This window comes from Bacillus sp. SORGH_AS_0510, assembly GCF_030818775.1.
Taxonomy (GTDB): Bacteria; Bacillota; Bacilli; order Bacillales; family Cytobacillaceae; genus Neobacillus.
This window is the reverse complement of record NZ_JAUTAU010000001.1, coordinates 2655981-2670197: the sequence shown is the minus strand read 5'-3', so window position 1 is coordinate 2670197 and position 14217 is coordinate 2655981. Positions and strand designations below refer to the sequence as shown.

The window sequence follows — 14217 nt, the reverse complement described above, 5'->3', positions numbered from 1 at the left end:
AACATGTGTTAAAATAAAAGTGGCAAACATGGGTTCTCTCCATTTTTTTAAAGGAAAATGAACTCATTTGAGCGAATGATAATTTGTTAGCTATTAAGCAATTAGAAGGTTGTTTCTTTTTGTAGGGTATGAAAGGGGTATTTTAGTGGCAAGAAATCAGCAAGCTTTTGATTATAATGATGATGCCATACAGGTGCTGGAAGGTTTAGAAGCCGTTAGAAAGCGCCCTGGAATGTACATCGGCAGTACGGATGCGCGCGGATTGCACCATCTTGTATACGAGATCGTAGATAACTCTGTTGATGAAGTACTTGCAGGCTATGGTGATCACATTATTGTTAGAATTCACAAAGATAATTCCATCAGCGTTATAGATAAAGGCCGTGGAATGCCCACTGGGATGCACAAAATGGGGAAACCGACACCAGAGGTCATCTTAACCGTCCTTCACGCCGGCGGAAAATTCGGCCAAGGCGGATATAAAACCAGTGGTGGTTTACATGGTGTTGGTGCATCAGTCGTTAACGCATTATCTGAGTGGTTAACCGTTACCATTAAAAGGGACGGATTTATTTATGAGCAGAGATTTGAAAATGGCGGTAAACCAGTTACCACATTAGAAAAAATTGGTAAAACCAATCAGTCGGGAACAACAATTCACTTTAAACCAGATCCATCCATATTCTCAACTACCACATATAATTTTGAAACCTTATGTGAGAGGCTAAGAGAATCTGCATTTTTGCTAAAAGGTCTTAAAATAGAAATTAACGATGATAGAAATGGCTTACATGAAGTTTTTCACTTTGAAAACGGAATTGAAGCCTTCGTTGAATATTTAAACGAAGAAAAAGATACGCTTCACCATGTGGTTAGCTTTGAAGGCATACAAAATGGAATAGAAGTAGAATTTGCTTTCCAATTTAATGATGGATATTCCGAAAATGTTCTTTCGTTTGTAAACAATGTTCGTACGAAGGATGGCGGTACGCACGAAGCAGGCTCCAAAACAGCCATGACTCGAGTGTTTAATGACTATGCAAGAAAGGTCTCTCTTTTAAAAGAGAAAGATAAAAACCTAGATGGAGCAGATATTCGTGAGGGCTTATCAGCTATTATTTCTGTTCGTATTCCAGAAGAACTCCTTCAGTTCGAAGGACAAACAAAGGGCAAACTAGGGACCAGCGAAGCAAGGTCATCTGTGGATGCGGTCGTTTCGGAACATCTCTCTTATTTCTTAGAAGAGAATCCTGATATCAGTTCATTGCTTATTAAAAAATCAATTAAAGCGTACCAAGCGCGGGAAGCAGCAAGAAAAGCCCGTGAGGATGCCAGAAGTGGAAAGAAAAAGAAACGTTCAGAAGCTGTCTTGTCTGGAAAATTGACACCAGCACAATCTAGAAATCCGCAAAAAAATGAGCTTTATCTGGTAGAGGGAGACTCTGCAGGAGGATCTGCAAAGCAAGGACGTGACCGCCGTTTTCAGGCAGTACTTCCGCTACGTGGTAAAGTTATCAATACTGAAAAAGCAAAACTCGCTGATATCTTTAAAAATGAAGAAATCAATACCATCATCCATGCAATCGGCGGCGGTGTGGGATCGGATTTCAATGTTGAAGATATCAATTATGATAAAGTCGTTATCATGACAGATGCAGATACCGATGGAGCACATATTCAAGTACTCTTGCTTACATTCTTTTATCGCTATATGAAGCCTTTACTTGAAGCTGGAAAAGTGTTTATTGCTCTTCCTCCTCTTTATAAAGTAAGTAAAGGGACTGGAAAAAAAGAAATTATTGAATATGCTTGGAACGAAGATGAACTTCAAGATGCCATGAAAAAGGTTGGCCGAGGTTATATTATTCAGCGTTACAAAGGTCTTGGAGAAATGAATGCGGATCAACTTTGGGAAACGACAATGGATCCAGAAACCCGCACGCTAATTCGAGTGAAAATTGATGATGCGGCAAGAGCAGAACGCCGTGTTACGACACTTATGGGCGATAAGGTTGAGCCACGCCGAAAATGGATTGAAAGCAATGTGGCCTTTGGTTTAGAAGAGGATGACACGATTTTGGAAAATGAAAATATAACGGTCTCTGAGGAGGGTTCTGAAGGATGAGTGCAACAGAAAAATTCCGTGACTTACCTCTAGAAGATGTACTTGGCGATCGTTTTGGTCGATATAGTAAATATATAATTCAGGAACGTGCCCTGCCAGATGCAAGGGATGGTCTAAAACCCGTGCAGCGAAGAATTCTTTATGCCATGCATGTGGAAGGAAATACATTTGATAAAGGATTTCGTAAATCAGCTAAAACAGTTGGTAACGTAATTGGTAACTATCATCCACATGGTGATTCTTCTGTGTATGAAGCAATGGTTCGCATGAGTCAAGACTGGAAGGTAAGAAATGTACTAGTCGAAATGCATGGTAATAACGGTAGCGTTGATGGTGACCCGCCAGCGGCTATGCGTTATACTGAAGCCCGCCTATCGGCTATTGCAGCTGAATTACTTCGTGACATCGAAAAACAAACGGTGGAATTTATTCCAAACTTTGACGATACATCGAAGGAACCTACCGTATTACCAGCAATGTTTCCAAATCTCCTTGTAAATGGCTCTACAGGGATATCTGCAGGTTATGCCACAGATATTCCACCACATCACCTTGGAGAAATCATTGATGGTGTAATTATGAGATTGGAACAACCGGATGTTTCGATAGATGAGCTTATGACTATTGTAAAAGGCCCGGACTTCCCAACAGGCGGAATTATCCAAGGGATTGACGGCATTAAAAAAGCCTATGAAACTGGTAAAGGTAAAATTATTGTCCGCGGTAAGGCCGAAATTGAGGAAGTTCGCGGTGGTAAACAACAAATTGTGATCACTGAAATTCCATATGAAGTCAATAAAGCCAACCTCGTCAAAAAAATGGACGAGTTCCGGCTCGATCGAAAGGTTGAAGGAATGTCTGAGGTCCGTGACGAAACAGACCGTACTGGCCTACGCATAGTGATAGAGTTGAAAAAAGATGCTGATGCAGAGGGTGTCTTAAACTATTTATATAAAAATAGTGACCTCCAGGTAACCTACAATTTTAATATGGTTGCTATCCACAACAAGAGACCAAAATTAATGGGTCTTAGAGAATTGCTGGATGCCTATATTGAACATCAAAAAGAAGTAGTTACTAAGAGGACCAAATATGATCTAAACAAAGCAAAGGAACGCCAGCACATCGTTGAAGGTCTGATGAAAGCATTGTCCATCCTGGATGAGGTTATTGCGACCATCCGGGCATCTAAAGATAAACGAGACGCAAAGGACAATTTAATCGCAAAATATGCGTTTACTGAGCTCCAGGCAGAAGCAATTGTATCTTTACAGCTTTATCGTTTAACGAATACGGATATTACTGCACTTAGACAAGAAGCAGAAGAATTAAATAAAAAAATTGAAGAGCTTAGTAGCATTTTAGCTAGTGAGAAAAAGCTATTCTCTGTTATAAAAAAAGAGTTAAAAGATGTAAAAAAACGCTTTGCAGATGAGCGCCGATCAAAGATTGAAGCGGAAATTGAAGAGTTAAAAATTACTCTTGATGTAACCGTTCCAAGTGAAGATGTCATTGTTACGGTCACAAAGGAAGGCTACGTCAAACGGACCAGTCAGCGTTCGTACGCTGCATCTAATGGACAGGATCTGGCAATGAAGGATTCTGACAGATTGCTTGCTCAGCTTGATATGAATACAAAGGATGTTCTTCTTCTTTTCACGAACAAAGGGAATTATTTATTCCTTCCAGTTCATGAATTACCTGATATCCGTTGGAAGGATCTTGGTCAACATGTGGCTAACATTATCCCAATTGAGCGGGACGAGGATATTATTCAGACGATACCAGTCAAGGATTTTGAAACAGATGCATTCTTAATCTTTGTGACAAAAAATGGAATGGTAAAGAAGACAGAACTTAAAGCATACAAGGCACAGCGCTACTCAAAGCCGCTAGTTGCTGTAAATCTTAAAGATGATGACCAAGTAATTGACGTTCACCTCACTGACGGAACGAAGGAAATTTTCATGGTTTCCCATCTCGGATATGCGCTATGGTTCCATGAGGAAGAAATAAGTATTGTCGGACAACGCGCAGCCGGCGTGAAAGGTATTAACTTGAAGGATGGAGACTTTGTTGTTGGCGGTAAAGTCCTTAACCCTGACAGTACTGAATCCATTGTAATTTCTACACAGCGTGGATCTGTAAAAAGGATGAAGTTAAAAGAGTTTGAAAAATCCTCTCGTGCAAAGCGCGGTGTAGTAATATTAAGAGAGTTAAAATCAAACCCACATCGAATCATGGGCTTTGTTGTTGCAAATAATCAGGAATTGATTTTCATTGAAACAGAAAAGGGCTTTGTCGAAACACTTAAAACGGAAGATATCCGCTTTAGTGATCGTTACTCAAACGGTTCGTTTATCCTTGATGAAGGGGAAAACGGAAAGGTTACTACTGTTTGGAAAGAGGATAACCCTCAAAATCCAAGTGAATAGAAAATTTTTAGACTCTCTATAAATTAGAGAGTCTTTTTTCATCATTTTTCCAATTTTGGACATACTAGCTATTATTAAGCTTTGATGGAGGGGAAATGAATGAGAAAAGAGATGTTGCTAGCTATTGTTGCTTGCTTTTTTATATCCCTTACTGCCATTACCGGTGTTTATGCAATTGAAAAAAGTAAGGAAACCGTTACGTTATCAAATGAAGTGCTGGATATAACAGGAGATGGAAAAGATGACGTGATTGAATTAAAGGGTATGCCTAATCAGGAAGAGAATTCTTTTTTGAAGAAAATCTATGTTGAAGTAGCTGCTTCGAACGGAAAAACCTATACGATTTCATTAGAAAGCGGCTCAAAAGCATCCCTTCAACTCATCGATTTAAACAATGATGGGGTAAAGGATCTGTTGTCCAGTGTGTTAGCGGAGGAAAATGAGGGAACTGTGTACAACTTTCTGTACACATTAAAGGATTCAATGGTCACCAAATTAGAGGTACCTGAACCACTTGAAATGGAAAGCCATTTTTTAAACAATTATAAAGCGGAAATTAAGATTGCTCAAACTGGGAAGTCATATTTATTCGATTTAAAAGATCGGAAGGACTATTATAAAAAACTTGGCGTTTATTACAAGGGAAAATTGAATGAACCAACCGAATTAACTGTAAATACATTTAACAGTCTTCAGCCTATTGATTTAGCAGGGGGTAAAAACGGGTTAAAGGGAATTCAGCGTATAACTGGTATTGCGAATGGCGACGGTATTGCTGTTGTAGAATCTACTTGGATGTTTGCCAATGGCAAGTGGAGTCTACTTACTAGTGATGTAAAGAAAGACAAGTCCATATAACAAAGATAGGCATTTGTCACGAAAACGGTGGAATTTCATATACTAAGGTAGCACTTTTTGAGAGGAGGAAGCTTAAGATGAGCGTCTTCATTCCTTCAAAACTATCTGTTACCTATCTAGCTCCCGCTACGCCTTTTCGGCCTGTAGAGGGTAGGAAATACACTCTCACCCATTCAGATACCACAGGACAGCTTTTTCTTTCTATAGGCTGCAATTATAATTATAGTGCGATTAACTACAGTATGCGCGATGAGGTATTAGCTGAATGGGTACCCCAATTAGGGGAATTTTCATTGTGTGCTCGTGTTTATGTAAGTGGTGGAGAATATGATGAAAATTACACAAAAGTTCGTTTTTTGATTTTTCAAAAGGAGTTAAATTTAGCTTTAAAAGCAATAATTAATGGGGATCAAGCGTTATACTCAAACTTCCCATGGTTGTTAGATGCCCCAATCTACGTTCACTTTGAATCAGTTTATCCTCAATATAATCAAGTAGTATATTACGGAACACCGAGGAACTATTTAGTTTGAGCGCAGCGTAAAAATCAACATCAAAGCACAGGAGTACCTGTGTTTTTTTTTGATGTAGCTGATAAATTGGGTTAAATTTGACGTGATTTTTTAAGGGGAATATACTTAATTCACTATATACCAGAAAAACATGGAGGGGAAACAGCTTGTTAAAATTAACAAAATATCTAAAACCGTTTCAATTGCCAATCTACTTAGTTCTTGTACTTGTCCTCCTACAGTCATTGGCTGAGCTTTATCTTCCCACATTAATGTCTGACATTGTTGATAAGGGGGTAATTACAGGGGATACGGACTACATATGGAAAATTGGCGGTTTCATGATGCTTGTGGCAGCTGGCGGAATGATATGTTCCATTGCGGCTAGTTTTTTTTCAGCTAAGGCTGCTTCAGGCTTCGGTAAGTCATTACGTTCGAAATTATTTTCTCACGTGAGTAATTTTTCCTTACATGAATTTGATCAACTAGGAACCGCTTCATTAATTACAAGAACGACTAATGATATTACCCAAATTCAGCAGGTACTCGTAATGATGTTAAGAATGATGGCTATGGCTCCAATGATGTGCATTGGAGGTATCATCATGGCTTATTCAAAGGATTCAAAATTAACATTAGTACTTGCAGTATCATTGCCTGTACTTGTATTGGCTATTGTATTCATAGCCAGTAAAGGTATGCCACTTTTTAAAGCCATGCAGGTTAAGCTCGATAAACTTAACCGTGTATTGCGAGAAAATTTAACAGGAATCCGAGTAATCCGCTCGTTTAATCGAATAGATTACGAGAAGAATCGCTTTAATGAAGCTAACTGGGACTTAACACAGACTGCGATTCAAGTAAATAAACTTATGGCTGCCATGATGCCTATTATGATGCTTGTCCTTAATCTTTCTACTGTGGCTATTATATGGTTCGGTGGTCTTCGTATAAGCAGCGGTCATATGCAAGTCGGAGATATGATGGCATTTATTCAATATGCCATGCAAATTATGTTCTCGTTTATTATGCTTTCCATGATGTTTGTCATGATTCCGCGAGCCTCCGTTTCTGCCGTTAGAATTAACGAGGTTCTTCAAACGGTTGCAGATATTAGCGACCCTCCTGTCACTTCTTTAGAGGAAGGTATACAAGGACAGGTGGAATTTAAAGATGTTACATTTAGCTATCCTGGTGCAGAAATGCCAGCTATTGAGAATATCTCCTTTAAAATGAAACCAGGTGAGGTAACTGCGATCATAGGTGGAACAGGTTCAGGTAAATCAACGCTTATTAATTTAATTCCTCGTTTTTATGACGTGGATAGCGGTGCTGTTTTGATAAATGGTGTGGATGTTCGACAACTGACACAGGAGAAACTACGAAAAAAAATCGGCTTTGTCCCTCAGCAGGCTGTATTGTTTACGGGTTCTATATCTGAAAATATCCGTTATGGAAAAGAAGATGCAACAGATGATGAAGTGCAACATGCAGCCACTATTGCACAAGCGTCTGAATTTATTACAACGATGGAAGACGGGTATAATGCGATGATTGCCCAAGGGGGAACAAATGTTTCGGGAGGTCAAAAACAGCGATTATCCATTGCACGTGCACTAGTTCGTAAACCGGAAATATATATTTTTGATGACAGCTTTTCTGCATTGGACTTTAAAACAGATGCTAAACTTCGTGCTGCATTAAAAGAGGAGACTGGTGATTCAACCTTATTAATTGTTGCTCAGCGTGTTAGTACAATTATGGATGCAGACCAAATTATTGTTCTTGATCATGGACGTATAGCTGGAATAGGTGCACATAAAGAATTATTAGAGACTTGTCCAGTATATCGTGAAATTGTGTTGTCGCAGCTTTCAGAGGAGGAAATCGCATGAGTAATGAATCCAAACAACATGATAAATTACCCGCTGGTGGCCCACGAAGACCAGGTCCTGGCGGAGGATTCGGTCCAATGGGCATGGCAATGCCTGTCCAGAAAGCAAAAGATTTTAAAGGCACATTAAAGAGATTAATAGGATATTTAAAACCATATAAAATGCAGCTATTAGCTGTATTACTTACTGCGATGATCAGTACAGTATTCGCTATCGTTAGTCCTAAAATTATGGGTAAAGCTACTACAAAGCTGTTTGAAGGACTGATGATGAAGCTGAGAGGTGCACCAGGGGCAAAAATAGATTTTGATTATATCGGGCAGATAATTATTTTATTAATTGGCCTTTATTTATTGAGTTCCATATTCGCCTATATTCAGCAGTATATTATGGCCGGTGTGGCCCAAAAAACAGTTTATCATCTCCGCAATGAAGTAGAGGAAAAGCTAAACCGGCTGCCACTTAAATACTTTGATTCCAGGACACATGGCGAGATTCTCAGCCGGGCTGTGAACGATGTAGATAATATTAGTACCACTCTCCAGCAAAGCTTAACCCAATTAATAACTTCCGTTGTTACGCTAATAGGTGTCATTGTGATGATGCTATCTATCAGTCCGTTGATGACACTTATTGTTGTTATAACCTTGCCATTAAGCTTTATTGCAACCGCAAAAATTGCGAAAAAGTCGCAACAGTATTTCAAACGGCAGCAGCAATCCCTTGGCCAGCTCAATGGTCATGTAGAAGAGATGTATACTGGGCATAAAGTAATTAAGGTTTTTGGACATGAAAAAAAGTCGATTGAGACATTTGAAACTGTAAATGACAAACTCTACCAAGCGGGTTGGAAGGCACAATTTGTGTCTGGAATGATAATGCCATTAATGTCATTTATAAATAATATTGGGTATGTTTTAGTATCTGTAGCTGGAGGGATTCTTGTTACAAAAAAAGCAATTGAAATTGGTGATATTCAAGCGTTCATCCAATACGCAAGGCAATTTTCTCAACCAATCGCTCAAACTGCCTCCATTGCAAATGTTTTGCAGTCGACAGTGGCTAGCGCGGAGCGGGTATTCGAGATATTAGATGAAACCGAAGAAGTACCTGAAGCCGCTGATGCTAAAGTGATTGTGGCACCTAAGGGTGACGTTGTGTTTGAACATGTTTCCTTTGGATACAAAGAAACTGAACTATTAATTGAGGACATGAACATCGAAGTGGACCGAGGTCAAAAAGTAGCCATTGTTGGACCAACAGGTGCTGGTAAAACCACTCTTATTAATCTATTGATGCGTTTTTACGAAATTAACGGAGGTAGGATTTTAATAGATGGCATTGATATTAGAGAACTTAAACGAGAGCACCTAAGAAGCTTATTTGGTATGGTGCTGCAGGACACTTGGCTGTTCAATAGCACGATTCGCGATAATATTGCTTACGGTCGAGAGGGGGCAACTGAGGAGGAAATCATTGCAGCAGCTCAAGCGGCAAATGCTGACCATTTTATCAGGACGCTACCTGAGGGGTACGATACGATTTTAAACGAGGAAGCCTCCAACATATCTCAAGGGCAAAAGCAGTTATTAACGATTGCTAGGGCGATTCTAGCTAACCCTTCTATATTAATATTAGATGAAGCGACCAGCAGTGTCGATACTCGCACAGAAGTACAGATTCAAAGGGCCATGGATCATTTGATGAAGGGACGCACCAGCTTTATCATTGCCCATCGGTTATCAACCATTCGGGATGCTGATCTGATTTTGGTGATGAATAATGGTAGTGTCATAGAAAAAGGAACCCATGCTGAGCTACTAGAGCGTGGCGAGTTCTATGCGGACTTATATAATAGTCAGTTTACAGGTAATAGCGGAATCAAGAATGTTGGATAGTGGGGTTTGTGACGTTTAGGGGGTCTAGAGGACTTTCTAGACGTTTTTTTGTAACTTATTGGGTTTTTGGTTCGTAGATTTAATGTGGAGCTACGATATGGAATCATTAGTTATTGAATATCTTGTTAATTTGTAGATAAATAGCAATGTTGTGTAGATATCCTTTGATTTTGTGTAGATAAATCACAAAACTGTGTAGAAAAGTTGCGATTTTGTGTAGATATCACTTCATTTTATGTAGATAAAGGAGAGGAGGTCCTCATTATGGATGAAAAAATCGAAAATACGATAGAAAAACTGGACTATATAGCCGAGGGAGGTCTAAAGATATGCGATTTTACTCAAAAAAGGGAATTATTACAGGGTTTCTCCTATGGGGAACCGTACTTTTTTTAATTGGTTCGTTCCTATTTCTCCCAGGAGGACCAGAGGGGATGGGGGAGACGATAACAGCTATAGTCATTACTACTATGATTAGTGCTTTTATTATTTGGATTTGGTTTGGAACCTATTATGAGATTAAACGAGAACAATTAATCGTAGCCGGCGGACCATTTAGGTGGAAAATTGATATTATGTCAATGAGCAGCATCAGAAAAACGCGCAATCCATTATCAAGCCCAGCATTATCATTAAAACGACTGGAAATACGATATGGTAAATGGAATATAATTTTCATTTCACCACAACATGAAGTGCAATTTTGTCAGTTGATCCAGAAAATTAATCCCAAGGTGATCATTGATATAAATTGAAAAATTTCAATTCCGTCTCAATATCTTAAGTATACTTAGGTACTGAGACGGAATTTTATTATTTTTTATTAGTACCTAGAATATATATTATGTTCGGGGCGTTGATTGAAATATTTTTATTCTTACTCTATCCGATGTTTATAATTACTCTTTTTAGCCTTTTCCACGTTAATATAATTTACACTATATTCAATAACATCATTAATAAATAAATTATGTTGTTTGGCGAAATCTTTTACACATTCTAATAGCTCTATATCATAAGTAGTTTTATATTGAATTCTATCAGAAGGTCTTAAATCTTTATTAAATGTTATAACACCCTTAGATAAAACGCTTTTTAGACCACTTTCAATCAAGTAGTTTATATGAGTATTATTTTTTTCTGCTAATTCATTTAAATTATTAATAATTGATTTACTAATGTTAGTTCTGAATTTCACTCGTGTATGATCTGTTTTTTGTATCAACTTTCCATTTACTGATACCCACATGTAAATCACTCCTAATGGACCAATATTTTATTTAAAGATGTATCATGTATTCCTTTATATAAGATACATAATTATAAACAGTTAAACAAATAAAAAGCCTTTAAATGTCTAACTAGGTAACATATAAAGGCTTAAGATAAAAGTTTATATTTCTTTAATCCTTCGGCATATCCATCTTATCAACCGCGGTTTTCAGATCATCATTCCTGATATGCGTATAAATCATCGTAGTTTGGATTGATGAATGACCCAATTGCCGTCTTAATTTCGGTACATCGTTGATTTCCGCATGGTATCTAGTTGCAAATGAGTGTCTTAGTTTATGTACTGATAACGAAGGTTTACCGAATGCTGCCGCATATTTCTCTATTAGTTTTTCTACTGCGCGTGCTGTAAGTCTTCTAGATTTGCCTTTAGGGCCCATTGGAGCTGAAATAAACAATGCTTTATTGTTCTTATCCACCTGGTACTTAGCAACTCTTACATTTAAATATTCCTGTAAATCAGCCATCGCTACCTGACTGAAATAAACAAATTGCTCTTTATTTCCTTTACGAAGGACTCTTGCTGTGAACTTACTAAAATCAATATCATCCACATCTAAGCCAACAAGCTCGGATAAACGGAGGCCAGAACCTAAAATTAACGATATAATGGCCGTATCACGCTGTTGATTCATTTTGTAAAAGTTATAGATTCTCTTGTTATCCTTGTTTAATTCTCCGAAATCATGTGCAATAAAGGCTCTAAATTTCTCATATTCATCCCCGAGAAGAATTTTGCCTTCCATTTTGTTTGCGATCGTTTCCATAGTCTCTTTAATCTCATTAAATTCAATTTTTGCCATAACATTACGTTGGATATATGGCTGTAAATCGCGTGTTTCAGCGATATTTTGTAGATAATTAAATAAGGATTTTAATGCAGATAACTTCCGATTTACCGTAATTTCTTTATTATTTAATTGATAATGGAGGAAGTTTAGGAAAGAATCCACCTGAATCACGGTCATTTTTTCTAGTTGATCCAATGGAATGTCCTTAACATCGCCAGACCATAAATGTTCGCTGACCATCCAGTTAAAAAAGATCTTAAAATCATGACAGTAATTTAATAGTGATGCTGCCGAAAGCTTACGCTGTTTATGGTTGATATATTCAGCCACGTACCATGGCAATTCATCTAGTAATTGCTGCAGTTTTTTGTAATTTAATTGTTTTGACTGATTACTCATAAATTCACCTCATAATATAGGTATTCGATCTCCCCCATTTAAAATCCTTCTTTTATTACGTCAAATTTATATTTTACGTAATAATAATAAAGTTTGAATTGAAGTAAAGAAAGCCACCCCTTTAGAAATGCGGCTGGCTTTTTCCCTCTTTTAACATCAGAGTTCTTAAGGTATTCCATTATCTTAAGTATTTTTCCTTTAATAGTATTACTCTCTCCACACTTTCATTTATCCTTTCTTCTGAAATAGTACCATCTTTTACAGCTGATTTAATTGAATTGATTACCTTTATAACATTATTAAAATCGTGAGCGACGAGTATAATATCACTACCTGCTTGAAGTGATAGTACTGAAGCCTCTCCTATTCCATAATTATTTATGATGGCTCCCATGGTCATGTCATCTGTTATGATCACACCATTATAATTCATCTGTTTTCTTAAGATAGTGCTGATAATTTCTTTAGACATTGATGAGGGATATCTTCCGTCAAGATTCGGTAGTAATATATGAGCAACCATTACAACGTCTGCCCCATTATTTATGGCTTGTTGAAACGGAATTAGTTCAAGCTGTTGTAGTTGATTAAGGGTTTTATTTACAATAGGTAATTGTAAATGCGAATCAACAGATGTGTCTCCATGCCCAGGAAAATGTTTGATTACCGAAATAATTTGTTTTGATTGAATGCCTTTCATGACTTGAATCCCCATACCAGCCACTATATTTGCATTACTGCCAAAGGACCTATCTCCAATAACAGGATTATTGGGATTACTATTCACATCAAGGACAGGTGCAAAGTCAAGATTGAATCCTAATTTTTTTAACTCTTCTGCTAAGGTCTCTCCAATAGAATAAGCACTTTCCCTGTCATTTTTTATACCGATATCAGCACTTGAAGGTGTCCTGGAAGCCTCTGGAAGTCTAGAAATACGTCCTCCTTCTTGATCTACACTCATAAATAAAGGGAATTTATTTATTTTGTTTGTATTTATAAGAGAATCAACAAATTTAAGTGTTTGTTGTTTTGATAGTAAGTTATTTGAATAGAAAATTAATCCACCGATATGATATTCAGTAATCAATTTTTTATCCGTTGGTAGCAGCGTTGTCCCATCGATTCCTGATATAATCAATTGACCTATTTTCTCGTCTAAACTCATATTTGCAATTAGTTCCCTAATTCGATCTTGAGGATCTTCTACTATAGAAGATGTAAATAATGCCACAATTGAAATATGGTCTACAGATGGATTCTCGTTGGCCTCATTTGGCTTTTTCAAAATCCACTTTAGCCGAAACTGAGAACTAACGTCGTATCCAAGAATTATTTGATTATGATCTGCATCTTTATAGTAACTTACATTATCTGGTTCCCCAAGACTCTTCAATATATCATCGTAACGAACTTTTTGAACGTAGCTATCCTTTGATCTTAAATCAGCAATGATATCATTCTTATAACCAATTGTAGTGTCTTTATTTGGGTAATCATCATATAGTAATTGATTTACCTCTGTCTCTTTTTCAGGCTTCCCCCATACATTAATAACTTCTCTTTGCTTGGTTTTACCGATTACAAATGATGATCCCTTTGCTATTTCACCCTGTTTAGCAAAAAATACAATGTTCTTCACGATTTCTGATGGGGTTTCTAATTCTGTATTATTTGAAGAATTTAATGGGGGGGTTTCTGTTTGTTTTTCTTTCATAAGGGTTCTTTCTTTTAAATAATATCCATAAAAAGCTATTATTGAAGCTATTAATAAAAATATTAGTATTGAAGAGAATACTTTTCTTCTTTTTTTGTTTTTAGTCACATCAAAACCCTCTTTTATGAGCTATTTTTACAAACCTATTTCTCTATAGATCCTCGAAAATCCTTTCAACTATTCTAAATAATAAATGTTTACGTTCAAAATTCGTATGCAATGGAAAAAATTATCTATCCTCTTAGCTTACTTTATGTAAAAATAAAAGAATATACACTTACAAATTATCATTAG

At 37.2% G+C, this 14217-nt stretch carries 10 protein-coding genes; 7 read left to right on the top strand and 3 right to left on the bottom strand.

Translation table 11 applies throughout. The annotated features are described in order from the left end of the window. Positions 1-145: 145 nt before the first annotated feature. The 7 genes from parE (at position 146) to QE429_RS13715 (ending at position 10478) form a co-directional block, all read left to right on the top strand. Positions 146-2125, top strand: coding sequence for a DNA topoisomerase IV subunit B (parE, locus tag QE429_RS13745; protein ID WP_307287670.1), 1980 nt, complete (start codon positions 146-148; stop codon positions 2123-2125). Beyond that, positions 2122-4560 (top strand): DNA topoisomerase IV subunit A, encoded by a 2439-nt coding sequence (gene parC / locus QE429_RS13740; protein WP_307287669.1) that lies wholly within the window; start codon positions 2122-2124, stop codon positions 4558-4560. Before parE ends, parC begins: the two co-directional genes overlap by 4 nt. 99 nt (positions 4561-4659) lie before the next feature. Then, positions 4660-5418, top strand: a complete 759-nt coding sequence (locus QE429_RS13735) for a hypothetical protein (protein WP_307287667.1) — start codon at positions 4660-4662, stop codon at positions 5416-5418. A 77-nt stretch (positions 5419-5495) separates the two neighbouring features. Beyond that, a complete protein-coding gene (locus QE429_RS13730; RefSeq protein WP_307287666.1) occupies positions 5496-5951 on the top strand; it encodes a staygreen family protein in 456 nt (151 codons plus the stop codon). A gap of 146 nt (positions 5952-6097) precedes the next feature. Continuing rightward, on the top strand, positions 6098-7825 hold the full coding sequence (locus tag QE429_RS13725) for an ABC transporter ATP-binding protein (RefSeq protein ID WP_307287664.1): 1728 nt from the start codon (positions 6098-6100) through the stop codon (positions 7823-7825). After that, positions 7822-9723 carry an ABC transporter ATP-binding protein gene (locus QE429_RS13720; protein ID WP_307287662.1) on the top strand — a complete coding sequence of 634 codons (1902 nt, stop codon included), beginning with the start codon at positions 7822-7824 and terminating at the stop codon, positions 9721-9723. Before QE429_RS13725 ends, QE429_RS13720 begins: the two co-directional genes overlap by 4 nt. A 329-nt stretch (positions 9724-10052) precedes the next feature. After that, positions 10053-10478 carry a PH domain-containing protein gene (locus QE429_RS13715; protein ID WP_307287660.1) on the top strand — a complete coding sequence of 142 codons (426 nt, stop codon included), beginning with the start codon at positions 10053-10055 and terminating at the stop codon, positions 10476-10478. 122 nt (positions 10479-10600) lie between these two features. Here QE429_RS13715 and QE429_RS13710 read toward each other — a convergent pair whose 3' ends face one another. The 3 genes from QE429_RS13710 to nagZ all read right to left on the bottom strand — a co-directional run bounded on the left by QE429_RS13710 (position 10601) and on the right by nagZ (position 14031). Beyond that, positions 10601-10972, bottom strand: a complete 372-nt coding sequence (locus tag QE429_RS13710) for an rRNA methyltransferase (RefSeq protein WP_307287658.1) — start codon at positions 10970-10972, stop codon at positions 10601-10603. Positions 10973-11126: 154 nt separating this feature from the next. Next, positions 11127-12206 carry a tyrosine recombinase XerS gene (xerS, locus tag QE429_RS13705; RefSeq protein WP_307287657.1) on the bottom strand — a complete coding sequence of 360 codons (1080 nt, stop codon included), beginning with the start codon at positions 12204-12206 and terminating at the stop codon, positions 11127-11129. 178 nt (positions 12207-12384) lie between these two features. Beyond that, positions 12385-14031, bottom strand: a complete 1647-nt coding sequence (gene nagZ, locus QE429_RS13700) for a beta-N-acetylhexosaminidase (protein ID WP_307287655.1) — start codon at positions 14029-14031, stop codon at positions 12385-12387. Positions 14032-14217: the final 186 nt, after the last annotated feature.